Genomic DNA, 25425 nt, shown 5'->3' on the forward strand with positions numbered 1-25425 from the left:
AGACTCGCACGGTCCACAGGCCAAGTGAATCAGCAGAGTGCGTCAGAGCACTAGGCGCAAGAACTGACAAACCACCAATTTGATCTGGTGCTATGTACCAGTCTGATCCCGCATCAACGGTACCGGACTGCTTCCTCTGTATCTGACGTCACCAGGGGTCGATCAAGGCTGATCTCCTTTAGTGACCGGTAAGACCGGTCGACGCGCCGAGTTTTTTACGGGATCCCAGAAGTACTCGAGTGGAGTGCGTCTTTCACCAATTAGAAATCCTTCCACGGGCATGCCTGCTAGGAGCGAGTGCCGCTGCAGCGCCGAGTCCTCCGCTCCGGCATCAAGCGCGACCCGAACCAGGAAGTAGGGCAGGCCCGTGGCGTCGGTCTGCACATCGGGCGAGATGGCTACGACCTTGCCCAGCAGCATCAGCGACGAATTCTGGCGAAGCGCGGTCATACGAATTCTGGCTCGCTGACCTGGCATCACTTGGTCGATGTCGGTCGACTTGACGTGCAGCTCGGCGACTAACCGACCTTCGTCCGGCACGAGATCGAGGATGGGCTGGCCAGGCTGGATGCTGGCGCCCGGTGTGAAGGCCTGGATATTGGTGACGCGGCCCGCCTCCGGCGCCAGCACCTCCCGCCGCAGCAATACGTCCTGAGCGGTACGGAGCCGCTGCTGTGCTGTAGCGATGGTCACCTCGATGGCTTGGACGTCGGTGGCGATGTCGAAGAGGCGTTGCAGGCGGGTGCCTTCCAGCTGCTGCTGCGCCTGGATAATCCCTTCGCGCAGCCGCGCCTCTTGTGCCTGCGCCTGGCCGATGGCCGCGACGATTTTTGCCTCCTGCTGCTGCAGGTTCAGCACCAAAAAGCGTGAAGTGTACCCTTGGGTCAGTAGCCGGTTGTAGGCGGCGATCTGCTCCCGCACGGTGAGTACTTGCTGAACCGCCCCTTCGCGCTGCGCCCGGATGGCGACGATCTGCTCGCGCAGCTGTGTGATGGCCCGTTCCTGCACCGCCACCTGCCCGTCGAAAGCGGCCCAGCGGGCAGCAAAGAGCGCCCGCTCAGCCAGGACGAAAACCGCGACGGCCGGATCCGCCTTCGCCTGCGCTGCCACATCCGCCGGAAGGTCGAGCTCGCGCTGCTCGACCTGCTCAGCAGCAAGGCGGGCGGCACGGGCGCGGCCGCTCCAGTAGGCGGCGCGGGCCTGCAGGGCGCCAGCCTCGGCCTGGGCGACATCAAGCTGTAGCAACGGATATCCCGCCTGCACCACGCTGCCCTCCAGCACCATAATCTGGCGCAGAATGCCAGGCTCCAGCAGGTTCACCGTCTTCCGCCGGCCCTCAGGCACGAGCTGGCCCGGTGCCAGAACCGCTTGTTCCATACGCGTCATTGTTGCCCAGCCAAGGAGGGGAAGAAGCGTGAGACCAAGCGTCAGCAAGGCCGTCCGCATCACCTTCGAGACCGTTGGGCTCGGCACGGCGACCTCTAGCAGGGCCGAAAGCTTCAGCGCCGCTGGCTGCGGTTCTGCGGGTACCGCCCGCTCAGGGAGGGCGATCGGCTCATGCGCCTGAAGCTCATCCACGGCCCAATCGCCACCGGATGAGAGGCGCAAGGCGTAATGCGCCGTCTCGGCCCAAGCATTTGGCTCATGAGTCACGATTAGAACGACACTGCCGGCTAAGCGTACCCGCTCGACCGCGGCGAGCAGCATGCGCCGCGCCGCGCCGTCGAGCCCCACTTCAGGTTCATCCAACACCAGCAGGTCGGGGCCGCTAAACAATGCGCGAGCGAGGGCGATCACGCGCTGCTGCCCAGTGGAGAGGTTGCTACAGGCAGTGCGGTAGCCCTGCGGCAGTCGGCCTATCATGTCGTGAATGCCGACGACCCGAGCGGCCGCCACCACCTCGGTCATTGATGCCTCCGGCCCCCGGCCGATATTGTCCTGGACGCTCGCATCGAGCAGTTGGATGTCCTGCGGCAGATAGCCGATGCGGTCGCCAAGCTCCTCTCGGTCGCAGAAATAAGTGTTCTGGCCGCCGAGCAGCACCTGCCCCGAGGTCGGTTGAAGCAGGCCGAGAGCCAGGCGGAGGAAGGTGCTCTTCCCCGTGCCGTTTCGGCCCTGAACCAGGGTGACGCTGCCGGGTGGCAGATGCAGGTCGATACCCTGGATCACTGGCGTGGCGCGGCCCTCTGGCCAGAAGCCGAGCGCTTTCACCACTAGCCCAGGCGTGGCCGACGGCTCCGGCAGTTGTACCGGCGGCGGCGCATCTTGCCGCAATACCTTGCTGAGCCGATGCCAGGCCGAAAACCCCTTGTTCCAGCTCGCCCAATATTGAATGACACTGGCGAAAGGTGCGATCGCCTTGTAGCCTCCGAAGAATGCGCATAGGACAAGGCCCATCGTGCCAAGTCCGGCAAAAACCAGCGCAACGCCATAGACCATCAGCCCGAGCACAAAAGCGCTGATGACGAGACGCTCAATCTCCTCGAACGCATGCTTGCGGAGATGCGCTGCATCGCTCGCATCTAGCGCCTGGTCGTAGCGGCGGTGCCACCGGAACAGCCCTGCCGTGAACTGACCGAGCCCACGCCCGGCATCGGCATGGGCAAATTCGCCCGCCAATTCGCTGGATGCCGCGCTGATCCTGGTATCGGCCAGGGCACTCGGCCGGGCCGTCGCCGCGCGGCGCACGCAGCCCATGAAGATGACGGACAGGATGCCGGCGACGGTGATCCAGCCGAAGCCCTCATCGATGTAGAACAAAACGATGACCGCCAGCACCGCCCCAACCAAGTCGAGCGCATCCACCAGGGCCGGACCGGCGACGAGGCGCTGCACCGTCACGATATCCTGCAACGCGGTGACGCCTGCCGGCACGTCGGTCCGCACCGCGTTGCGGACGGAGCTTTGCAGCGCCTCGGCCTGCAGCCTGAGGCTCAGGCGCTGCGCCCCGGCGCTCAGCATGGTTGCACGCTGATGCAAGTAGATTTCAGAAAGAACGGTAATGACCACGAAAAGGAAAGCCATGGCGAGATAGGTGTCGAGATTCAACGATGCCTGCATGGCATCCATCAGCGCCTTTACGGTCAGCAGGAAGCCGAAATAGCCAAGCTGCCCGCAAAGGCTCAGCATCATCACCGTGACGACCGAAGCCGGCGTCACGCCAATATCGCGCCAGCGCAGCCAGCGCGTCGGACTCGGAAGGGCGGCGCTCATACGAGGCGCCGCTCCCGTGGCATTACCTCGGCCGGAAGGCGATAGCGCTCATCGCCGGCCGGCACCAGCGTGCCAGCGCGTAGGGCAAGCACCCGATCGGCATTCCGCAGCAGCGACGCGCGGTGAGTAGTGAAGATCACCGAGCATCCCTCCCGCCGCAGCTGGCGTAACAGCCCTTCCATCTCCGCCTCACCCTCTGCGTCGAGCGAGGCCGCAAACTCATCGAGCAACAACAATTTCGGGCGCCCGTAGAGAGCTCGGGCGATGGCGACGCGATGACGTTGCCCCGTCGAGAACTGATAATTCCCACTGATTGGCGTCGCATAGCCGAGCGGCAAGCTGGTGATGAGTCCATGAGCCCCAGCCCGCCGGGCAGCCTCGATTACCAATGCCATCTGCGGCTCCTCCAACCGGGCGATGGCCTCAGCGACGGTGCCTCGGCCGAGGAGCGGCTGCTGCGGCAAGAAACCGATATACCGGGCTAAATCCCGCCGATCCCACTGGCCGGTTGCATGCCCATCGAGATAGACGCCGCCCATTGTTGGCTGATGCAAGCCCAGCAGCAGGCGCAACAGCGTGGATTTGCCGCTGCCCGAGCCGCCCAGGATGGCGAAACAGGTGCCAGGCTCAACCGTCATCTGTATGTTTCGCAATAAAGGCGAATGATCGCCGTTGAAGGTGAAGGAAAGATTCTCGGCGGCAAGCCGACCATGGGGGCAAGGAAAGGCGAGGCCATTGGGACGCTGCTTGGTCGTCTCCATGGCTAGTCGCCGCAACCGCCGCCAGGCGGCAGTAGCGGCGGCGAAGGTTTCAATCGTCGTGCCCAAGGCAGTGAAGGGGCTGAAGACCTGCAGCACCAGGATCGACGCGCCCGAGATGAAAGCCGTCATTGACGATCCGGTGATCTGAATAGCGAACATCGTCAGCATGAAAGAACCGCGGGAGAGGCTAATGATAAGTGCCTGGATAAACTTGAGCCGCGCCAGCCGGCGCTGCGCTGACCAGCTGGCGTCCGCCTTCTCGCTGCTGACCAAAACCCAGTGACGGACCAACCGTGGAAGCATCCCCATGGCCAGGACGGCTTCGCCAGAGCGCATGGCATCGACGGTCAGGCCGTAGACCTTGGCCGTGCCCGCGCTTGTTAATGCCTGTTCCCTGTCAGCGGCGCGGGCGAGAGCCAAGCTAAGCAAGGCCATGGCGAGGCAAAAGACCACGCAGACAAGACCGAGCATCCAATGAAGCGCCAGAGCCAGCGGAACGAGTACCGGCGTCATGGCGATTGTGACCAGCATCCGGGCGGCGAAGCCGGCGAGCGTCTCTCGCACCGTCTCGAGATCGTCGAGGACGGCATGGAGATCAGCCGAACCCTTTTCGGCATATTGCACGATGCCGACTAGAGCGGGGATGGTGAGGTGATCGGCGATGTGCCGCGAGAGATATTTCACTACGACCGCTTGCAGCACGCCTACGGTGGCGAGGCCGATACAGATGGCGGCCCAGAGGGAAGCAGACGACCAAAGCGTATCCCAAGCACCGAGCTCGAGCAGGGTCGATATTTGGTACATCTTCAGCAAGAGAAGGGCGAAGTTGAGTAGGGTGACGAGCAGACCGAAGCCTGCCACGATCAAGATCCAACGACGGGCCATCTTGAGCACCTGCTCCACCCCCTTGGCGAGGGATAGCTCCGTCACGCCAGGAAGATGCATGCTCAAGCCCATCGGTGATTCCATTTATGCACTCCGAACGGCCGTTGCCTTGGAGACGGCGGCTGCGAGGGCGCAACTACACTCTCGCTAATCCGAAATCACGAACGGGAAAATGATGATTGAAGGACGAACTCAGGTCATCAACCTGCGTACATGATCCGTATCAGGTTTCGGCGCTGGCAGACGCGCTACAGTCGTGGCTAGTGCAACGCCCGCTCCACATGGGATCTTCCGCCCACAAAGGTCGCTGCACCCAGGGGCGCCGCTTCCATCAGTCGAAGGCACCCCCAGTCGGGCCGAACTACCTGATCAGAGCTATTTGCCCGATCAGCTAGAAGGCTGGGGCAACTGCCTTGATCAAAGCGAACGGGAAGCGGCTCGGCGCGACCGGCGACCGCTATAAGCCGCCCCCAAAGGCAACGGTAGCCAGATAGATGCCGCGAAGCTGAAGCTGGAACTCGGCAAAATCATGGGGCTCGGCGCTTAAGGCATTGAGGTTGCGGCGTGATGCCTCGAGCTGGCTGACCACCTCCCCATACTCCTTGCGCCGTTGCGGATCGCCCGGCTTTGTCAGGCCCGCGACCATGTCTGAAACAGCCTGCCAGAATACGCGACGGCGGAACCACTCCGGCTTCAGCCGATCGATCGGGATCACATGTTCCACAGCCATGCGGGGCTCGTAGTACACGCTCTGCATGCCGATCCGCTCAAGCAAAGCCGTTTCGTCATTGCTGAGGAGCGATGCCGCGCCCTTGCGCCCGAGCGAGGTGTCGAAGGCACCGAACTCCCTGAAGACGTTGCGCCGGAGAGCCATGTTAGCTCCGACGATCCATTCACCCTTGCGCAGGAAGCGGGCACGCGCGCTCCAGTCAATACACGACAGGTAGCCTGAGAGCTGATTGTCGTACCAGGCCGGCAACTTCGGCAGTGTGTAGCGCGGCACGACCTTGCCACCCACGACGCGCACTGTCGGCTGCTCATCGAAGACGTCGAGTATGGTGCGGCACCAATCGTCGGAGACAATGGCGTCATCATCGAGGAAGGCGATGATATCGCCGCTGGTTTGGGCAATGCCGAAATTTCGTGCCGCGGAAAGCCCGACTGTCTCGCACACTTCCAGCCGCGCCCGAGGATGCTCGGGCAGGACGACCGGAAGCCGCTTCGCCGCCGGCGTGTTCTCGACCACCAGCACCTCCGTCGCCGTGGCAGTAAAGCCCGACGACCCTAGCAATGCCGCCAGCGTGTCGCTCAAAGCATCATAACGATCATAGGTGCATATGACGACGCTGAGGCGTGGGGCGAGCACCTTATCCAATTCGGCTGATGGCGATTCGCCGGAAAGAGAAGCTGACGTCTCGGTCAACCGGGCGGCTTTCCGGGGTGACTTCGAGGACGAAATCAAAGCTTGCGTCATGGGGAGCCTCAGCAACGACTGTGGAGAAAAGCGACTCGTCAGAGGACAGCCACGGCCAGACTCGGCCATCGACCGACAACTGAAAGGACGATGCGGCGTCGGCGCTGACGAAATCGACGACGTCGACCTCGAAGCGGTACTGGAAACGCCGATCGAGCAGCAGTTTGCCCTCAATCCGCCCCGCGGCGCCCACCCAACGCTTGGCGCCCTTGGCGTCGGCCTCCGGCTCAAATACCCCCGGGAAGTAGACGTTCGGCATGCGCACGTCGTAGAGCCAGGCGGTCGGCGCCGGCCCGCGGCTCGCCAGCGCCAGGGAGCGGGCCGCGAGGCTGTCGCTCAGGCTGGCAATCGCATCGAGTTGCGCCTCGCATTCCTGCATGCGCGCGTCGATCGCGGAAAAACGGCCATCGAGGACGGCGAAAAACTCGTCCTGCGAAGCCTGAAACAAGGTATGCAATGAAGACATCACGGTGTGTCACTACTCCGCAAAATGGTCTCTCAAACAGCGATCTCCAGCGCCGGCTCCGCGGGCGCCGACGCATGGTCGGTGCGGCTGGTCAGGTAGTCCCGCAGGGCCACGAGAGCGTTCGGCACCAGGTCGTCGAAATCATCAGCCACGATGGACAGGGCCTCAGGGCTGATCGCCTTTTCAATATGACCCTTCTGCCAATTCTTCTCGTTCAGATGCTTGGCAAGGCCAAACAGGACGGCGCGCACCAAGCGGCGGACATAATGCCCCTCGGTAACATTCTCGATCAGGAGCTTCAGCGTCGCCTCATCGCTCATTGCCTTGGCGGCATCGAGGAGTTGGGCCTGGAACCGCAGCAGACCATCATAGCCCATGTTGACGAAAATCTGCTGGGTCTCGGGGTAGAAGCACGCCGCCCGCCCTTCGAGCCAGCGGTCTCGCACATCGGAGGGGCTGCGCAGCAACACTGGCTCCACGCCGCAGGCCCCGCGAATGCCGGTGAAGAGGGAGGCCGATGCCGTAGCGTCCTTACCCTCCGGCTTCGCTGCCTTGCCCTTGTCTGAGGCGTCAGACTTGGCTTCCTCCGTCGTCTCGCCATCGGACAAGCGGTCGAGCCCAAGACGGCCCGCAAGGCTGCCGAACTCGGCGACGATCGCGGAGTTGATGATTCGCCCATCGCTGGTGCGGCGGGCGATGTCACGCACCCAGGCAGGCTGGCATTCCCGCACCAGGGCGGCGAAATCCTTCGGCCGGACCTGCTGCTGCTCAGCCCCGGCATAACGGATGAACTGGCGGTAGGCGTCCGGCAGCACCGGGTAGTCGTCCGCGAGCTCGATCAGGACCGACAGATGACGGCCGCCGAAGGTGAAGCCGAAGATCGGCGCCTCGTAAAACCAGGGGGAGCCGTGCTGGACCTCGTACATCTCGTTCCGCCAGACCACGGCGATGAGGCTGGAGGAGGTCTGCAGCGCGCCCTCGCTCGAGCCGTTCTCCTGCGTCCGGATTGGATGCTGCGGGTCATGGATATAGTGCACGGTCATCCCGTTGCCCGCCGACACGGCCTCGTAGCCGGCGAACGCGGTATGCGCCCGGCGCTTCAACGGCTCGAAGCGCCGCGGCTCCTTGAACCAGTGCAACCCTGGCTCGATGACGAGCGCGACATCTGCGGGGATGTCGAAATACCGATGGTAAAGCGTCTGCGGCAGCCAATAGGCCCGCGACTTCGGCTCGCCGCCATAGGGGTCCACCGTGGTGTCCTGCGCGGCATCCTGGCCGAACAGCACGACCTCGGTCCAGTCATGGTCTGTCGGCACCCCGGACTCCGTGGCCTCCGTGGTGACGTCGGCGACATCGACCATGCGCTCCGCACCGGGGCGGAAGGCACGGCCGGGATAGGGCCGCAACAGGCGCCCGTAGACGCCATCCCGCTTGCCGAGGATGACCTCGCTGACGCGCCCGTCCGTGCAGGAGCGATAGCGCACGCCGTGATGGTTGGACGGCAGCGACGCCACCTTGGCACCCATCCCGAAATTCCGGTCCAGGCCTTTCACCTTGCCGATGGAGGAGGCGAGGTCGCACATGCGGTACAGCGCATCGGCATCCATGCCCGGGCCGGTGTTCCAGATGCGGAGCTTGCGCACGCCATCGACCTCGACAGCGCCGATCCTCACCTGCTTGGCGTCGGGGGAGTGGCTGGCCGCCTCGACGGCATTCTGCACCAGCTCGCGCAGCATCATAATCTTTGGGCAGCGATCAATGAGGCTAGAGACGAGGAAGGCCTCATCATCCACGCCAAGACCCGTAACTTTAGACATGTGAATCCCCAAGCTTTTCGGGACGACCCGCCCTGGCTGTTGCACAGATAACAGATCACGATATGGAGATAAACATGAAATTTGAAAAGTCAGCCATGCCATGAAACCGCGACGGGAGATGCCAAGTCGAAATTCCAACAAGCACAGCAAACTTTCTGTATTTCAGCGCATATCTACATAAATAAATGTACCATTGATAATCGTATGCAGATGTTGTCTATTAAATCTTGGATACAGTCTGATTTAAATCAGATTGCGCAATTCATCGATCTCAAAATAAATATTTGACTTTCCCACCAGACCTACGCATGTTGCAAAAAATTTACGTTTCTAAAATGATACTTTATACTGTAGCCGTAGACTTCTTTGTTTTTCCCGTATGCATTATCGTAAAAATCACATTCTTTTCCAAGAAGAGCAGAGGCAATGCCAACATGAAGACGGTCTGTTACTACTGATTGAACTGCTCTCACTGCTTCCAACAAACACCAAGCTGAAGCAGATCCACGGTCACCCCAGATACCAAAGCCAAAAACAGAGGATACATCAAAGTCACTTCCGCCGATGCCGGCCTTCTTTTCCCAATCCGTCCTGGAATAATATGCCCGCGGTGCCGAACAGATCTGATCGAAATCGATGCCATGATGCTTCAACATCGCAACGAACCACCGCTGCCCGCTTTCCCGGATTTCGGGATCGTTAAGGAACTCTTCGACATCTAGGTGAAATGCCATATCGGGAGCAAGAAGTAGAGTAGGCTTATGGCAACGAGTTAGGAGATGCCGGTAACTTTCCAGCTCACGCACGATGAAAGTCACATTCGATCCAAGGTTCTGCAGCAACTCTTCACAATTTCGCACAGTATGTGGAAGTATGATAAGGTGCTTGGCTCTTGAGGAATAATACTCGAGCGCCTTCCGGAACTCACCCACCCCACCCAAGAGCGAACCGCCACCCCCCAACAAAACGGGGCAGTCTCCAGGGTCCAAAAGATCAGTAATAACTTCGTAAGAGAGCGCAGCACGATCGAAGGCGGCTTTTGTGCCGGCAGCGATAAGCGCATCGCCAGCATTGCCTGGATTAGGAAGGTATAGTACCCGCTTTCCCTTTAAAGAGCGCAGGACATCTTCGACAACAGCACGATGATAAACGTTAGACATCATTTCTAACCCCTCACCTGCTCAAGGCAAACATCATTAAAGAATCTAGGTCAGAATCGACATCAACAGTACTTAACTCATATGCTGGTATCCAATCTCGTTGCCAACGCCAATTAGTATTTATTGCCTTGAAGTGGCGGTAGTTAAAATCTTGTGACGGTTGGAGGTCAGGAAATATAAACTCGCCATGATGCTTGGCATCCACTATTCTGTGGGTCGCGCACTGCATCGATTCGGCCAAAATTCTTGGTGCAACACAGTATTTGAAAGCGGGGTGATGACGTCCGGAGGACAATTTACTCATGTAAATGAAATCAAGATGACGGCGCTCAGAAAGAGGCTTGGGCTTGGCGCCCTCACGGCCAATCGGCTCAACCCACTGCCCCGCAAAGTATACGTACCGATCTGACTGTTCAGCGGCATCAAAAACCGACGAGTCAGCGGAGAACGGAACAATCAGTTCATCAATGTCACAATTTAGAAAAGAGCGCGCTTTTTGGAGAAAAAAGTATCGAGCATGCTCCAGACCGCCGTGCTGGCAAAAATTTGAATCCCAGTGCGAGTTTGTTTTGATTATGCCTTGGGGCCCGTACTTAAATGGCCAGGACACAATAATAACCGCCTCCAGGGAGACGCCGGAAACAGCTTCGAGCAACTCTTCCGGTGTATATCGGGACGAACCGTTATCATATACAATGGCAGCTTGAGCACCATGTACTGCAGCATGGTACTCCATCCAGTCGCAAATCCAACCAGCTTCGTTGTCTTTCGACATTGTTACCAGAACACGCTTGCCGGCTAACAGGTCGTTGCGCGCTACTGAGTCGAACGGAATGGTTACGGACCCGGCATCGCGGAATGCAACCTGCATCGGCAAACCGTTCACTTGTCCGCCGACTGAAGCGGCTCTTACGCGAAGAGCTTTGTCTAAACGTGCAACAACTACACGCTCGACGCCACGGCCAGCAAAAGAGGTCTCCCAATCGACTGACGACTCAAGTCCGAACATAGGAGGCGCAATAACGCAGTATCCTTGCTCGCTTCTAAACGAGTCATAAGTAAACGTATCCCAATCAAACTCAGCATCGAATTTCTCGTCGCGAAGCTCAACAGGACGGACGGGAACTCGATGGATGCCGCCCGGGAACGTAACCGGCGCTGGCCTATATATGATGCGTACTGTCACGTTCCCTATCGCTCCATCATCGAAGTTGAGCGGTTTCCTACGCCCAGACCACTTGGGCGCCTCATTACATGATCGGATGCAAAACAGGCCAGGGCTGTTCCTCGTCTGGAACAGCTTCGCATTGCAGCATACCGAAGCTCACCTTATAGTTACCCCGCATTGCCATAGCAAGCCAGACGTGAGTTTATTGAAAGCGAAACCGGTATCTCCGGCACCCGCTACTCAACCCTTGATTAAATATCAAGTTGCGACATCATAACGATAAATTCGAACCTATGTGTAAGCCGCAGCAACTTCATGTTTCAAAAGCGATCGGTTTTCGAATTCACTCCTACCAAAATTAGAAGCTTGGTCTTGGCTGATGTATCACAAATTCGCTAATCAGGGCAGCGAAAGTGGCGTCGCATTGACCTCTATTAGGGTATGCGAAGCCATTTCACGGCATCCCAGGCCGCAACCGACATTGCCGACCGCATGAGGATCATCATATGCAAGCCCAGGCCGTGCCCCTTGCCCTTTCTCGATCTGCACTGATTATCTCCCCTTTCGCCACTTGGCCGCTCGACGCCGGCCATCGCCGGCGCACCCTGCAGATGACGCGGTTGCTGAAGCAGGCCGGCTACCACATCACCTTCCTCCTCGTCGCCTTTGAGGACCATTGGTACTGGCGGCATGACGAGGCGACCTGCGAGATCCTCCGCAGCCAGTGGGACGAGGTGCATGTGGTCTACGCCCATCGCGGCGTCGGCACCCCGCCGAAGAACGGCGCCCACCACCACCTCGACGAATGGTGGGACTCCGACCTGGAGGCGATGCTGCGCAACGTCTCCGGCCGTCGCGTCTTCGACGTCGCCGTCGTGCACAATGTCTGGCTCAGCAAGGCCTTCGACTTCCTGCCCCGCCGCACCGTCCGCGTGCTGGAGACGCACGACATCTTCTGGAAGCGGCCGGAGGCGTTCCGCCGCATCGGCCAGGCCCCGGAGTTCTTCATCTGCAACAAGCCTGACGAGGTCTTCGGCATCCGCCGCGCGGACATCGTCGTGGCGATCCAGCAGAAGGAAGGCGTCGAGCTGCTGAACGCCACCGGCTCCGAGGTGGTCACGGTCCCCTTTTACGATCCAACCCTCGAGGCCGAGGCCCCGCGCCTCCGCCGGCGCGACTACCTGTCGCCTGACAAGGTGTCCTTCGGCTTCCTCGCCAGCGCGAACAGCTTCAACATCGCTGGCCTGCAGGGCCTGGTGCAGGCGCTGGAGCGCCGCATCGGCGAGACCTTCGCCCCCGTCGAGCTCGTCATCGGCGGCCGCGTCGGCGAGCATGTGAAGTCCACCCTCGCCATGAAGAAGCTCGGCTTCGTGCCGACCGAGGCGGAGTTCTACGAGAAGGTTGACTACGCCATCGCCCCGGTCTTCGACGGCACCGGCTTCAAGATCAAGACCGCCGACGCGCTCGCGCTCGAGATGCCCTCGCTGTTCAGCACGCATTCGGCCGAGGGCACGGTCCTCGACGAGGCGGTGCAGCTCGGCTCCCCCGCCGCCATGGCCGAGGCGATGATTGAGCTGAGCTTCCGCCGGCCACCTATCTCCGGCAACCGCATCCACATCACTCGCGCCCGGCTCGCACTCGCCGCCAGCACCGCAGCGGGGACGGAGCGCTTCATCAAGAGCATCGCCCGGCGGGCCGAGCCCCTGGTCATCGACCTGTCGACCGCCCATCCGGTCTCGGACTCGCTGGTTCTGCAGAGCTTCCTGAGCCAGGTCCGCATCTTGTCGGAGCGCCGGCCGGTCACGCTGCTGCTCTCGCCGGAGACGATGCGGGTCGCCGCCCGGGTGCTGCCGCCGGGCGTCGACGCCGTGACGGAGGCTGCCTTCGTCGAGGCCCTGGGTCGGCCGGGCCGGCCGCGCCTGACCCTGCTCGACGTGCTCGGCCGGTCCTCGTCGATTGCCGCCCTGCTTCATCCCGACGACCATATGGTCTGGGATCAGCGTTGGGCAGGCTATGGTTCCCTCAAGCCGGGCGGCGTCCTCGGCATGCTGCCGGTCTTCCACTCCAACCTGCTGTGGGAGCCTTCGCCGATGGCGCTGCGTCGCGCCATCCCCAAGGCCTCACTCGCCCGCATTCTCGAGGCAGAGTCGCTGAAGCGCCTCGTCTTCATTGAGGGTGATCTCGGCGACCTGACACGGGAGGCGGGCAGGAGCGTCTGGCCCGGCACCATCCATGTCCGGGTGGACGACTGGATGAGCTTGCAGAACGCGATCATGAGCCTCAGCCTCCGCAAGCCGGAGGAAGTGTTGTGGCTCGCCCCCGCCCGCGGCGTTGTCTTCCGCGCCGCGATCGAGGCCTGTGCGCTGCACCGAATCCCGTTCTCGGGCCTTGCGGACGAGGCTTGGTTCCGTAGCGGGCCGCTTCCGCACAACCTCGTTCAGGAGAATGACCGGCGCGTGGTCGACATCTTCGAGGAAGGCCTGCGCCGCCAATCGGTCAAGCTGCTCGCCGCCGCCTGAGGATGCCGGTTCCTGACCTGCGCCGCCGTCACGCGGCGCGGGTCGAGGTCAGCCCGCCGGTTCGAAATGAATCCAGTGACGGATCGCCTCATAGACCCGGTGGCCAAGGGCCGGATCCCGCTTGGCGATCTGGAACAAACCTTCGACGAGATGGCCGTTGAACAGGAAGTCGTATTCCCTGCTATGTTTGTATTTACCTACGGCATGCAGGTAGAGCACTGGCTTCTCTCCAGCCAGTACCTTGCCATCATCCTGCACCGCCGCCTTGAACCAGGGCAGGTCGCGCGAGGCGACCGTGTCGGAGCTGATGCCGGCTAGTTCATACATCGGCATCACCCGGATCGGCAGTTGGTCGGCCGCATAATTCAGCAATGGCTGATCGACGACGCCAAGCCGCCGCACCTTATGAAAATGCGGGAGGTTCTTGCGGATGGTTTCAGTAATCGCATCGAAATTCATGCGATCGGTCCGCTTGAACAAGAAGCTGCTGGAGAAGCCGCGAGTGCGCTTGAGCAAGGCCACCGCCTCGGCTACGTCCTCATAGATCCAGCCAGCAGAGACCGAGGCGAAACTCAGGTCGAACTCTTTGCTGGCCGCTTCTTGCAGAATGCTACTGATATCCGATGTGATGATGGTGTCTATATCAATATAGACTATCGGCCCCGGCTGGTCGAAGACCCAGAGCTTGCGAAGCTTGCCGAGCATATATGGGTAAGGCTGTTGCGGCGGGTCCTTGTCGAAGATCTCCCGGCCAAAGCGGTCATAGCGTGACAGGTCGTCCTCGACCCATGCGCAACCAAAATGGTCACCAATTGCGCGGCAGAGCACGCTGTCGTCGTTAAAGGGGATGATCCTGACTTGCTGATCCGGGGAGTAGCGGTGCAGCGACACCAGGAAGCGCAGCAGCTCCGGTGCGATCGGATCGTTGGCGACCACGGCAATTACAGGAGCCTTCGCTGGGTCGGGCATGCACGCTTCTTCCCTACTAATATCTTGGCGAGGCCCTGACGTGCCCCGGCTCGTCCGATGCGTTACCAGACAATGGACCTGACCTTTTTTAAAAGGTGCTGGTCCGATTTTGTTCAACTACGCAAGAGCACGGAGTTGGTGTCAATTTGCAAGCCGACCCTGAAGCGGTTTCCGTTCGCCTCGGCTGTCGAAAGCCGATCCAGCATTCTTCTTGATCGAGCTTCTCGCCCTAGTGTCGAGGATCCGTGCAGTCTCAGCGATAGAAACAAGTATGTGGTATCGTGTGCTGCCCGGCCCAGTAAGGCAACGCCACATCGCTGAGCCATAGGCACAGCTCGCGTTCAGGGGTCACGCACAACACCTCCGGCACACGGAGGAGGTTTCATAGTTCCGTAGCCGCAGGATACAGACAGCCCGCGGGAGCCTCAACCGAAGCATGACTCAGGCCGACATCCTGGCTGGCAACGGTCCGATCGCACGCCGCAGTCCGACCGCCACGGCATCCTCCGAATAGGCCTCTCGCGCGAAACTGAGGCCGCTTTCCCGCAGCGCCGTCCAGCGCTCCGCATCCTCATGCAGTGTGATGACCGCCCGGATGAATTCCGCCTCTCCAGCAGCTTCCACCTCCGCCCGTCCGGGGAGCGGAATCCCCTCATAGGCGATCGGCGTGCCAATGCAGGGTAAGCCGAAGGCCAGGGCCTCAATCACCTTTCCTTTGAGGCCTGCGCCATAACGTAGCGGCGCCACCGCCAGCCGGTGCGATGCATAAAGCGGCGCCAACTCCTCAACATAGCCCGCGACCGTTATGCCCGGCCGCTCGCCGAGCGCGCGGATTTCGGCCGGCATGTGGCTGCCGGCGATAGTCAGCGTCAGCCCAGGCAAGGCCTCTCGCAGTTCCGGCCAGATCCGCTGCGCGAACCAGAGGATGCCGTCACCATTCGGCGCATGCCGGAACCCGCCGACGAAAAGCAGCCCTTGCCGCGCTGCATGCGCTGGCCCCTCCTCCACAAGCGGCATAGCCCAGGGCACCACCTCCACGGCAGCGACGCCCTCGTCATGCAGCAGCGCTGCCTCGGCCGCACTGTGGACGATAACCGCATCCGCTTCGTGGATTGCCGCCAGCTCCGCCTCGCGCCGCACCCGCACCAGCGGCGGCGGCCCGGCATTGCCAAGCTCCCGCTGCCGCTCTAGCCGTAGGAAATGCAGGTCTGCTACATTATAGACGAGGCGTGCCTTGGGTGCGAGCGCTCGGCAGGTGACGATGTGGCGCACCGCCACCTCGCCGCGATGTAGGTAGATGACGTCGAAACCACCCTCCCGCCGCCGCAGCACCTCCTCCACCGACCAGGTATGCGGATGGTGCAGCACCTCAATGCCGGCATCCTGAAGGGCTTCGCCATCCTCGCCCTGCAGTCCCATATGCGAGGCGGCAAGGAAGGTGATCTTCGCCCCCATCCCCTGCAACAGCCGCATATGGCAGGTGGCGGCGGCCGATCCCGCGTCTTGCCGCGGCGTCGGCACCGTGGCATCAATGAATAGCAGGCGGAAAGTGGCGCCGCGGTCCTTCTCCTGTTCGAGGGTCGTCGCGGCCGGCGCATGCCTCAGCAGTATTTTGCGCCAGCGCTGCAGGAAGCGGCGGGCATTTACCACCTGGTAGCGTTTGGCGCCGGCGGTTACATCGGTGCCGCCAGTGCCGCCCTCGAAGTGCACGACGGCCGAGCGCGGCTGGTACCGTACCCGCCAGCCCGCGGCGTGGACGCGGAAGCAGTAATCGGTATCCTCGTAATAGGCTGGCGCAAAAACTTCATCAAAGCCGCCAAGCTGCTCGAATACCTCGCGCCGCGTCATCAACGAAGCGCCGGAGACATAGTCGACATCCCGTCGGTAGTTGAAGCGACCGTCATCGGGATTCTCGCCGCGGCCGTAATTCACGCCGTCGGCCAGGCGCAGGATGATCCCACCCGCTTCCTGCAAGGTGCCATCCCGGTTAAGCAGTTTGGAGCCGACGACGCCGGTGCGCGGCTCCTCCTCCAGCAGCGCCACCAGTGCATCGAGAGCGCCAGGCTGCATCTCGGTGTCATTGTTGAGGAAATAAAGGAACTCACCACGCGCCACTGCCGCCCCAGCATTGCAGGAACGGAGGAAGCCGAGAGTCGCCTGGTTCCGCAGCAGCCGCATGTTGCGGACCAGCAGCGGCACCAGCAGCGTCTCGTCTGACGAGCCATCATCGACCAGGATCACCTCAAAGGGCGTCTGATCCGGCAGTTCGGCGAGCGTCGCCAGGCAGTTGTGGGTCAGGTGGAACCTGTCAAAGACCGGGATGATGATGGAGACACGCGGCGCCGTCGCCTCCGGCAGCGCGACTGGCGGAAAGCGCCCCTGTGCTGCGGCCAGCGCGGACTGGAAGGATCCTGCTCGCAGGGGCGTCTCGGCCAAGGCCGGCTGCGCCGCCCCGAGCAACCCGTCGAGCAGCGGCAGCATGCTATCCAGCAACCCACGCGCCGCACCGACTCGCACTGTCGCATCGCCATCCGCCGGGCTGATTTCGCGCTCCACCTGCTGGCCTAGCCGCTCCAGCAATGCGCCTGCCGGCTCGAAATCCGCTGCCAAGCTGACGACGGCGAGCACTGCCCGCGCCTCAGCATCCACCAGTCGCAACTTCACTGCCGGCCCACTGCGCAGGAAACTCGGCAGGGCGAGGTGAAAGGCATGGTCGCCGCGGCCGATACCTGCGGTGACGAGATCCTGGCGGAAGGTATTGGCGTTGACCTCCGTGAGGTATTCATCGCCCTCCAGCACTACCATGCGAATGTGCCGATCCGGACGGTCGATGTCATAGGCCCAACCGGCTAGCGCTTCGCGGTCGGCTCGATCCAGGTGGAAGACGACCCGGCTCATGGCCAGCCATCCGCCCGTGTCGTGGCTACCGCCGATCCCGTTGCTGCTTGCATGAGACCCAACCTAGAGCATTCGCGCGCACGGGGAAATCACCGGATTGCGGTTAGCTCCATCGAGGCCCGCTCAGCTGTCGAGCTGGCGCAAGGCATCCCAGTAATTCAGGCCCTTTTCGAGCAAGGTTCTCATCCGCGGCACTTTCGAGACCTTGCTAATTTTGTACTCTTCGCCGGTCATCAGGATATGAGGCAGGGCGTCGCCGATGCTGCCGAAGCCTGCCGCCTGCATGCCCTCCCCGATCGCGGTGGTGCGTCCGACCTGAAGGGCCATCTGGTCGATCCACCAATTTCGGTCGCGCTGATCCCAGAAATACTCGACGGCATCGCCGACGAGATTAAGGAAGCGGATGGAATTGGCATGAGCCGGCGTGACCATCCAAGTGGCCGAAAAGCGGCGCCAAGGCAGGTAGCCGTTATAGGGCCCATTGGCCAGATGCCCGAGAACCCGCTGTTCGCTTAAGATAGCTGGCAGGTGGCGGCTGGCGAAAGCCTCGGGACTGACAATGTAAGCATCGGCATCAGAGAACAGAACCGGACAGCTAAAGGCCTCCAAGATTGCCGCACCACGCAGGAAGCGGGCGCTGGCGTAGTACGCCCGGGAATGCCGTACCCCCGTTTCAACACTCAGGGCGAGCGGCAGGCCGAACCGTGCCGCCATCCCGACAAGGCCTTCGACCAGCGCCGCATCAGTCTCTTCGCGGAACATCAGGTGAAGATGGAGGCCGATGCCGGCACGGCCGCATGCCGCCAGTCGCTCAATCCAGTCGCCGGCAAAAGCCTCAGCATAAATCCGGTCGAAGGAAATGCTGACGACGGCCGACAGCGCTTGCGCCGGCTTGTGGAGGAAGGCCAAGTTCCGATCAAAGCGGGAGCCCTGCGCGGCCGCCAGCGCCGCCGGCGAGGGATAGGTCCGGGCGAAGGCTGCCCCGCCGCCGAAATCATCCTTGACCACGCGGTAGAAATCGCCCGGCCGTGCCGCCAACGCCAGCCAATGAAAAGCCCGGTCGTGATCGCCCGCAATGTAATGCCGGAGACCAGCAACGATTTCGTAATAATAATTGTGACGGCTATTGGCTGCCGCCGGCAGATTTAATAGCTCATCGAGCCAGTCTAGCAATTCCGGCTTAGGCGAGCCATCCTCGCCCAGGGTCCAGAAGGTAGGATCGTGCAACCTTGCCCTGGCCGAGATGGCGAAGGCATAGGGTAACGTGAATTCGCCGGTGGATTTGGCAGTCAGCACATCCCGGCAGGTGAGCGCCAGTGCGTCGAGCCGCCGCTCGCTGGCTGCCGCATAAAAATGCCCTTGAAAAGCCGCATTGGCTTGATCGGTGCTGGCAAAACCAGCAGTTAGTTCCTGCAGACCGCCCATATCCTACCCGTATCTTTCTGCTCAACGACCAATAAAACCGAGCATCGGACATTCAGAAGACCACAAATCTAATCGTTGTTCAAAGCAAACGTTGCAAGAAAAAAATTGGCCCGGTTTTTTGGACGTTTTCTAAGAATTTTTGGGAAGGCGTTCGTCCTCACCGGGCGAGGCACAACATATCCTGAAGCGGATGGCCGGCTACCGTCCAGATATTCAGCACGAGGACGCGCCGCAGGAAGCCGTCCGTCTCCGCCGTCTTTCCCGGTAAGGAAACCTGCAAGGCAGTATCCAGGGCGGTGACCGACAGCGGCCGACGCAGTTCCCAGGGCGGGCGGGGGATTAGATAGCGCATCTCTGCCTCGGCCCGCCGCAGCACCTTAAACACCTCTAGGGTGATGCAGCCGTGCCGGGCAAGCGCATCCAAGCCAGCATCGCTGCTAAGGTCGAGGCAAACTGGCTCACTTTGAATGATGCGGCGCGGTTGCTTAGTGAGATCCTGGTTGAGCGCGACCTGCGCCGCCAGGTACTTCGTATGGAGCGGTACTAGGCCCCGCTCCTGCTCTGGCGATAGCGGCGTCGGTCGCATAGGCTCGCCAGCGGTATCGAAATGTCCTGAAACCAGCCGGTGGCTAAGCATCGCCTCGAGGAAGGCCTCGGCCGGCACATGCCGCAGCAACGCCGCCACATCCTCGAGTGGCCTGTCTTTGAGCGCTGCGATCCAGGGTACGCCATGCCGGCGCGACCAGTTCAGGGTGTAAAAGAGCGCCCGCTGTACCGCCGTCCGCGGCGTCCGCCAAGTAGTGAGGTGTGCATTAAAGGCGACGGGCTCCGGAAACACCGGCAGCCGCTCGGCCGGCGGCAGTGCGTCGACGGTCAGCACCAGCCAGAGATGACGCAGATGCTGCTCTGCCGAAACCAGCTGCCGATCGAAGAGAAAAGCCTGCCGCGGCAGCGGTGCACCGCCCGGTTCGCCCTGGATGAAACCCGGGGCCAAGTAGGTCGGCATCTCCATTTCTGCTACGGCGCCGCCGGAGGCGAGGAAGCGCTCAAGCCGCGCGGTGTCGACGAATAACACCTCATCCGCATCGAGGCGCAGGACATAGCGCCCCTGGCAGGCGGCATAGCCGGCGCGGCGCTTCTCGACTTCGTTCGCCCAGACACCTTCGATGACTCGGACCGGCACGCCGCAGCCAGCGAGCGCATCCCGCACCGGCTGCTGCGACCGCTCCGGCTGGTGGCCGAGCTGCCGGATGAGCGGCGCCATCCAGGAATAGGCGCCATCTACCACGACGAGTTCGTCGAGGTAGGGCGCAGCGGAACGGAGAGCGGGCGTCAGCAGATCCCAGTCGTTGTAAATACTTAGGTAACCACTGATCCGCAAAATCACCTCCAAGGCGAGGGGCAGCTGCCCGGTTGAATCTATAGGCGGGAAGATGTCGGCTTGCGGAAACTCGACTCGGTTTGTAGCACTCCTCTCGAATTCGTCATCCCGTAGCAGCGCAAGCTGACCGGGTGTTGCAGAGGCGGCCGAAGATGCTCATTGATCCTCTCTCCACCAAATCTGAGGCCCAGGAATGAGCAAGGCACCTTCCGCGGCCCGCACCTCTGCCCTCGAACTCCGGCTGGCGACTCTCGAGCGCGAAATGGCCCGGCTGCAGTCCCAGGTGACGCTGCTGATGGATGTCGAGCGGCTGCGCGACGGCATCATCGCCGAGGGCAGCCAGGTGGAGGAGGTGGCCCTAAGCCCGGTCGCTCTGCTCCAAGCTGGTGAATTCCTCGAAGCGGGCTCCGGCTTCCACTTCCTTGAATACGGCGAGGATGGCACCCCCTATCGCTGGACCGGGCCGGAGCCCGAAGCTCGGCTGGTCTTCTGGGTCAACCGGACACGGCCGCTCCGCCTGCAGGTCCGCGTGCGCTCTTTCGGCGCCGGCGCCGCGGAGCGCCCGGTCGTCGTCAACATCGACGGCCAGCCTTACCCGGCGAGGCTGGTGCCGCAGGCGAGCGCGTTGATCGCTGGTCCACTGCCGGTCATTGAAGGCGTTCGCCCGACCGAGGTTGTGCTGCGTTCGCCAGTCATGTTCTCCCCGACCCAGACCGGCGGCTCCGACGAGCGCGTGCTCGGCATGGCCATCAGCCATATCGAGCTCGTTCCGGCCTGACGGCCACGCCCTGCCCTGCCTGCGCCGGAGTGCCTGATGAAAAAGCCGACGAGACGCCGAGCGCCTATGCCCGCGGCCCCGGCCACGCCGCTCGCCACGGTGGCGATCTGCACCTATGACCGCTACGACATGCTGGTGGAGTCGATCGCCCGGCTCCGTAACCAAACCCTGCCGGCCGGGCGCTTCGAAATCCTCGTCGTCGACAACTCGCCCGATTCGGCGCGCTCGGCGAGGGAAGCCAAGGCCTATGCCGGCATTGGCAACCTACGCTGGCTTCATATCGAGACGCCCGGCCTTTCCAACGCCCGCAACGTCGCAAGCCAGGAAGCGCGCGCCTCCATTATCGTCTATCTCGACGACGATGCCTTCGCCGCGCCAGACTGGCTTGAGCACATGTTGGCGGCGCATGCCGAGCTCGGCGAGGGCGTCGTCTGCATCGGCGGGCGCGTGCTGCCGCACTTCACCACACCAACACCGGATTGGTTGGGGCCAGCGATGCTGCCCTATCTCTCCGTGCTCGATCTCGGCGGCGAGGTGCGGCCGCTGAAGCCGGACGAATGGGTCGTCGGCGCCAATGTCTCCTACCGCATCGACAAGCTGCGCGACGCCGGAGGCTTCAGCCCGGCGCTCGGTCGCATCGGCTCCGGCATCGCGCTGATGTCGAACGACGAGACGGAGCTCGCCGCACGGCTGGAAGCGCTCGGCGGCGCCATCGGCTATACTCCGCATGCGGTCGTTGAGCATTGTATTGACCCCGCGCGTCTGAGCCAGGCATGGCTGCGCCGCCGCATCGCTTGGCAGGCCGTCTCCGACTTCGTCCGGGCGCCGGAGGCGACCCGCGCCGGTGTGGAGCAACACTGGCACGAGCTGAAGCTTTTCCTTGCCCACCAGCCGCCGCATCTCCGCACCCTTCGGGCACTCGCCTTGCCCCAGGGCACTGCAGGCGACCTGCACTGGCAGATGTCCGCCGTCTACGCAGCCGTCGTCAGCCTGCTCGGTGGGGCAAGCGACAGCGATGACTGAGTCTGCCGATCCACGCTCCTGGGCCGGGCTCCGCGTGCTGGTGCTGGCGCCGACCCCAACCCACCCGCAGGACTACGGCAACCGCAAACGCATTTACCAGGTTTGCCAGGACCTGCGCGCGAAGGGCGCCGAGATCCACTACCTGCACTATGCCTCGGAACTCGACTGGCGACGCGAGCCCCCGCTCGCCGCGCTACACGCCATGCAACAGGCCTGGGATGCGCATTACACCATCCCCGTCACCCGCCACCTGCACATGCCTCCCGCCGGGGGTGACGATCACCGCATCGACGAATGGTGGGATCCGGCGATCGGCGACATGCTGCGCTGGCTTTTCACCACGCGGCAGTTCGATGTCTGTATCGTCAACTACACCTGGCTGAGCAAGGCGCTCGACTTCGCACCCCGCGGCGTGCTGAAGATCCTCGACACGCATGACCGCTTCGCCGGCCGGCGTGCGGTGCTTGAAGCCAACGGCCTGAAGCCAGAGTTCTTTTACACGACGGAGGCGGAGGAGCGCATCGCGCTCGACCGCGCCGACATGGTCTGGGCCATCAAGGAGGAGGAGGCGGCCTTCTTTCGCACCTTGACCAGCACACCGGTCCACACCCTGCCTTATGTCGAACCGATCCGGCCGCTGCTTCGTACCGAGCCGGCACACGGCATCCTTCGATTCGGCCTGGTTGGCGCGCGCAACAATGTCAACCTGGCCAATATCCGTGCTTTCCTCGATGCAGCACGACTTTATATCGAGCGCACCTTACTGCCCTGCCGCTTCATCGTCGTCGGTAGCTGTTGCGATGATCTCGCCCGCGACCGCCTGCCTTCTTTTGTCGAACTGCGTGGCCGGGTGGAAAACCTCGATGATTTCTACCGCAACGTCGATGCCGTCCTGGCGCCGATGACTTTCTCCACCGGCCTCAAGATCAAGGTCGGCGAGGCGTTGAATCTCTGCAAGGCGGTGATCGCCCATAGCCATGCCTTCGAGGGCTATTCGCCGACGCATCCCTTCCACACTCTCGATTCCTTCCAAGCCATGCTGTGGGCCTGCAAGGAAGTGGTGGCGAAGCCGGAGCAGCTAGCGGAGCTCGAAGCCGCCTCTTTCGCCTCCTCGATGGCGTCGCAGCAGCGCTTCGGTATCACGCTGGCGCGCACCGCGGCGCAGCGCTGGCACGTACCGCCCGGCCTCTGCATCGTCTTTGATGCGGCTGAACTGCGTACCGGCTCACTAGTGTTCGACCATGTTTGCGATACGGCGCGCTATCTTTCGAATCTCGTGCCGGTGCACTTCGTCCTGGGTGGCACTGTCGATGCGCGGCCGGATCCCGATGCGCTCCACCGTCTGCGCCGGCTCGGCGAGATCATCACCCTGCCGGAACTCACCACGGCCGACCCTAGCGTGCCCCCAATGGAGGCGCTCGGCCGGCTACGCCGTATGCCGTTGGCTGATCTCGTCAGTAGCGGACAGCTCGGTTTCTGGTTCGCAGGCCGGCCGCCGGCGCTCCGCTTGCTGCACACCGCGACGGTGCCGGCCTTCCTTCCCTATGACATCTGGGCATTGCGCGGCACCGACCTTGCCGCCGACGTCGAGGCGTTGACCAGCCGCTTCACGCAACTCTACCTGCTGTCGCGGACCGACGGGCCCGCGGTCAGCGCCGTACGCCATCGCCCCGGCCTCCGTCATCTCCGCGTGCCGGCCTTCTTTGATGCCAATCAGGCCTATGCCCGTTGGGTGGTGGATGCGGCCGGGCGCCGCGGCCAGCTTCTGCTTGCCGATCGGGCCGATGATCCGCGCCTGTTGGCAAGCCTAGCCGTGCAGTCCCGCCATAGCCGCGACATCGCGCCGCCGTCCATCCTCCTCGCCTCCGGTGCAACCGAGGCGCCTACCCTGCCGGGCTACCGCCTGCTCACCATCGACAGCCTGTTCAACGACATCGCCGCGGCCGGCATGGCGCCCGAGCTGGTGATCGACATTGCCTCCAGCCCCCGGCTGAACGCCGTGCGGGAAATCTTCGAATGCCGCGGCGTGCCATCAATCCGTCTCTTCGCTCCGGGTAACCGTCCGCGGTCGGTCAGCGGCGCGCCACGCCTCGGCGAGACAGCTCTCTTTGCCGGACTATACAGCCTGCGCCGCTTCGTCACTGAGCCGACCCTGGCCCGGCATCTGACCGGCCAGCCGGACCGGCACCAGGCTCTCCGCAATAACCCAGGCTGGGCCTTGATTTGGGGTCTCATCGCTCAACTCCAGGCCGAGCGCACCCAGCGCTCCGCCCAGGGTACCGTGACATGACTGGTAGCGGGCAGGGTCGCCCGCATCGAGGCATGTTGGGTGGTGCGTGACACCGCTAGAGCGGCGTCCTGCCTGACTGAATCGCTTGTGACCCCACTGGCGGCACGGCGGTGATTCAGTCGTCCCTCGGCATGCGGGGCGATGGGCATGTCCAAGACGCTGTCGGTCGACTTGTGAAAACGGGCGGTGGCTACGATCGCGGTGGGGTCGTCCTGCCGGGCAGCGGCGGTCCGCTTCGGAGTGAGCGCGGCCGACGCGATCCGGTGGGCGGCGCTGGTGCGGGAGGCAGGTTCGGTGGCGCCAGGGCCGCTCGGCGGGGACCGGCGCTCGGCGCGGATTGAGAGTAACCGACGTCGACGGGCCCATGGTGCTCTCGGCGGAGGCTGTCGGCTCCTGCAGGTCGGCCCAGCACCAGGGCATGAGTTCGTCGATGCGGTCATTAGGCCAGCCATTGACCAGGCGGGTGAGCAGGTCGGTGAAGTAGCGCTGTGGATCGACACCATTGAGCTTGCACGTCTCGACCAGCGATGCTGCCGCACACGACAAGGCGGCAGGATCCGCGTCCCCGCCGCCGCCACCACATGTGCCGCCGAGGACGCACCATAGCGCTCCGCGGCCAACGCCTCGAGCCGGGCGACGGCGGTCGGCACCGGCGTGACGACTTCGGCCCCGACCGGTGGCATTGGGTAGCCATGGGGGTTTATCGCGGTCGACAGCTCGGGGAAGGAAGCGGGCGCCCGCGGGAAGAGCCGGCGCGCTGCCCCCAAATCGCCGCCATGGGCCACGTCTGAAAGGGGGCTATCGGATTGCGTCATGCAGCTCCAGAAGCTTGCGTCGCAGATGATTTCACCCGTCTCGTGCCTGGCGTTCACCTTGCCACGTCCATTGTACTGCTGACTGCAGCTTTGGCAGCGGAACCGCCGGTAGCCTCGGGCGGTGCGCTCCAACTGCTCGGTCACCTCGTTCGAGCTGCAGGCCACGCAATCCCATTCTACCCCCCGGCTCCCGTCAAGTCTGGAGCCAGAGCCTGCCAGCCCTACTCTGGCTGACCTAATCGGGTGCTTGGCACGAGGCCTGACAGAACTCTGCTGGAGAAGGCGGTGCCGGCGTTCAGGGTTGGCCTTGAACGACACAGCGGGCGTCCCTGAGTGTCCGTCCGGGATCATATTGTTCTTCGGCATAGCCTTCGCAGCATGAG

General features: G+C 62.5%; 15 protein-coding genes and 1 pseudogene. 4 read left to right on the forward strand and 12 right to left on the reverse strand.

Translation table 11 applies throughout. The features are described 5' to 3' along the window. Positions 1-162 precede the first annotated feature (162 nt). The 7 genes from AC5JJ6_RS11015 to AC5JJ6_RS11045 all read right to left on the reverse strand — a co-directional run bounded on the left by AC5JJ6_RS11015 (position 163) and on the right by AC5JJ6_RS11045 (position 10962). Positions 163-3213 carry an HlyD family type I secretion periplasmic adaptor subunit gene (locus tag AC5JJ6_RS11015; protein ID WP_496042075.1) on the reverse strand — a complete coding sequence of 1017 codons (3051 nt, stop codon included), beginning with the start codon at positions 3211-3213 and terminating at the stop codon, positions 163-165. Then, positions 3210-4943: an ATP-binding cassette domain-containing protein gene (locus AC5JJ6_RS11020; RefSeq protein ID WP_496042076.1), complete on the reverse strand. Its 1734-nt coding sequence runs from the start codon at positions 4941-4943 to the stop codon at positions 3210-3212. Before AC5JJ6_RS11020 ends, AC5JJ6_RS11015 begins: the two co-directional genes overlap by 4 nt. A gap of 373 nt (positions 4944-5316) precedes the next feature. Continuing rightward, positions 5317-6282: a glycosyltransferase family 2 protein gene (locus tag AC5JJ6_RS11025; protein WP_496042077.1), complete on the reverse strand. Its 966-nt coding sequence runs from the start codon at positions 6280-6282 to the stop codon at positions 5317-5319. Then, positions 6227-6799 (reverse strand): hypothetical protein, encoded by a 573-nt coding sequence (locus AC5JJ6_RS11030; RefSeq protein ID WP_496042078.1) that lies wholly within the window; start codon positions 6797-6799, stop codon positions 6227-6229. The genes AC5JJ6_RS11025 and AC5JJ6_RS11030 overlap by 56 nt, the downstream gene beginning before the upstream one ends. Before the next feature lie 32 nt (positions 6800-6831). Beyond that, entirely contained in the window at positions 6832-8535 is a 1704-nt protein-coding gene (locus tag AC5JJ6_RS11035; RefSeq protein ID WP_496042079.1) for an ATP-binding protein, read from the reverse strand. A gap of 383 nt (positions 8536-8918) precedes the next feature. Then, entirely contained in the window at positions 8919-9779 is an 861-nt protein-coding gene (locus AC5JJ6_RS11040; RefSeq protein ID WP_496042080.1) for a polysaccharide pyruvyl transferase family protein, read from the reverse strand. Between the two features lie 10 nt (positions 9780-9789). Then, positions 9790-10962: a glycosyltransferase family 92 protein gene (locus tag AC5JJ6_RS11045; RefSeq protein WP_496042081.1), complete on the reverse strand. Its 1173-nt coding sequence runs from the start codon at positions 10960-10962 to the stop codon at positions 9790-9792. A 593-nt stretch (positions 10963-11555) separates the two neighbouring features. Between AC5JJ6_RS11045 and AC5JJ6_RS11050 the strand changes: the two genes are divergently transcribed. Beyond that, entirely contained in the window at positions 11556-13463 is a 1908-nt protein-coding gene (locus AC5JJ6_RS11050; RefSeq protein WP_496042082.1) for a glycosyltransferase, read from the forward strand. A 48-nt stretch (positions 13464-13511) separates the two neighbouring features. Here AC5JJ6_RS11050 and AC5JJ6_RS11055 read toward each other — a convergent pair whose 3' ends face one another. The 4 genes from AC5JJ6_RS11055 to AC5JJ6_RS11070 all read right to left on the reverse strand — a co-directional run bounded on the left by AC5JJ6_RS11055 (position 13512) and on the right by AC5JJ6_RS11070 (position 20148). After that, positions 13512-14432 (reverse strand): hypothetical protein, encoded by a 921-nt coding sequence (locus tag AC5JJ6_RS11055; RefSeq protein ID WP_496042083.1) that lies wholly within the window; start codon positions 14430-14432, stop codon positions 13512-13514. A 441-nt stretch (positions 14433-14873) separates the two neighbouring features. Further along, on the reverse strand, positions 14874-17330 hold the full coding sequence (locus AC5JJ6_RS11060) for a glycosyltransferase (RefSeq protein ID WP_496042084.1): 2457 nt from the start codon (positions 17328-17330) through the stop codon (positions 14874-14876). A gap of 123 nt (positions 17331-17453) precedes the next feature. Next, positions 17454-18755 carry a hypothetical protein gene (locus AC5JJ6_RS11065; protein ID WP_496042085.1) on the reverse strand — a complete coding sequence of 434 codons (1302 nt, stop codon included), beginning with the start codon at positions 18753-18755 and terminating at the stop codon, positions 17454-17456. 157 nt (positions 18756-18912) lie between these two features. After that, on the reverse strand, positions 18913-20148 hold the full coding sequence (locus AC5JJ6_RS11070; protein WP_496042086.1) for a glycosyltransferase family protein: 1236 nt from the start codon (positions 20146-20148) through the stop codon (positions 18913-18915). Between the two features lie 181 nt (positions 20149-20329). On the opposite strand from AC5JJ6_RS11070, the gene AC5JJ6_RS11075 reads away from it, so the two are divergent. The 3 genes from AC5JJ6_RS11075 to AC5JJ6_RS11085 are packed head-to-tail and all read left to right on the forward strand — an operon-like array spanning position 20330 to position 24227. After that, positions 20330-20914, forward strand: a complete 585-nt coding sequence (locus tag AC5JJ6_RS11075; RefSeq protein WP_496042087.1) for a hypothetical protein — start codon at positions 20330-20332, stop codon at positions 20912-20914. A gap of 36 nt (positions 20915-20950) precedes the next feature. Continuing rightward, positions 20951-21937 (forward strand): glycosyltransferase family 2 protein, encoded by a 987-nt coding sequence (locus tag AC5JJ6_RS11080; protein WP_496042088.1) that lies wholly within the window; start codon positions 20951-20953, stop codon positions 21935-21937. Continuing rightward, positions 21930-24227, forward strand: a complete 2298-nt coding sequence (locus tag AC5JJ6_RS11085) for a glycosyltransferase (protein WP_496042089.1) — start codon at positions 21930-21932, stop codon at positions 24225-24227. The genes AC5JJ6_RS11080 and AC5JJ6_RS11085 overlap by 8 nt, the downstream gene beginning before the upstream one ends. 411 nt (positions 24228-24638) lie before the next feature. On the opposite strand, the pseudogene AC5JJ6_RS11090 reads toward AC5JJ6_RS11085, so the two are convergent. After that, positions 24639-24758 (reverse strand): annotated as a pseudogene (locus AC5JJ6_RS11090) (transposase domain-containing protein); the annotation flags it as partial. Positions 24759-25425 lie beyond the last annotated feature (667 nt).

The organism is Skermanella sp. (assembly GCF_059503625.1).

Excerpts from the sequence above, each read along its gene's own strand:
- AC5JJ6_RS11015 (WP_496042075.1), bottom strand. The coding sequence starts at position 3,213 with ATGAGCGCCGCCCTTCCGAGTCCGACGCGCTGGCTGCGCTGGCGCGAT.
- AC5JJ6_RS11020 (WP_496042076.1), bottom strand. The coding sequence starts at position 4,943 with ATGGAATCACCGATGGGCTTGAGCATGCATCTTCCTGGCGTGACGGAG.
- AC5JJ6_RS11030 (WP_496042078.1), bottom strand. The coding sequence starts at position 6,799 with ATGTCTTCATTGCATACCTTGTTTCAGGCTTCGCAGGACGAGTTTTTC.
- AC5JJ6_RS11035 (WP_496042079.1), bottom strand. The coding sequence starts at position 8,535 with ATGCTGCGCGAGCTGGTGCAGAATGCCGTCGAGGCGGCCAGCCACTCC.
- AC5JJ6_RS11040 (WP_496042080.1), bottom strand. The coding sequence starts at position 9,779 with ATGATGTCTAACGTTTATCATCGTGCTGTTGTCGAAGATGTCCTGCGC.
- AC5JJ6_RS11050 (WP_496042082.1), top strand. The coding sequence starts at position 11,556 with ATGACGCGGTTGCTGAAGCAGGCCGGCTACCACATCACCTTCCTCCTC.
- AC5JJ6_RS11055 (WP_496042083.1), bottom strand. The coding sequence starts at position 14,432 with ATGCCCGACCCAGCGAAGGCTCCTGTAATTGCCGTGGTCGCCAACGAT.
- AC5JJ6_RS11060 (WP_496042084.1), bottom strand. The coding sequence starts at position 17,330 with ATGAGCCGGGTCGTCTTCCACCTGGATCGAGCCGACCGCGAAGCGCTA.
- AC5JJ6_RS11065 (WP_496042085.1), bottom strand. The coding sequence starts at position 18,755 with ATGGGCGGTCTGCAGGAACTAACTGCTGGTTTTGCCAGCACCGATCAA.
- AC5JJ6_RS11075 (WP_496042087.1), top strand. The coding sequence starts at position 20,330 with ATGAGCAAGGCACCTTCCGCGGCCCGCACCTCTGCCCTCGAACTCCGG.
- AC5JJ6_RS11080 (WP_496042088.1), top strand. The coding sequence starts at position 20,951 with ATGAAAAAGCCGACGAGACGCCGAGCGCCTATGCCCGCGGCCCCGGCC.
- AC5JJ6_RS11085 (WP_496042089.1), top strand. The coding sequence starts at position 21,930 with ATGACTGAGTCTGCCGATCCACGCTCCTGGGCCGGGCTCCGCGTGCTG.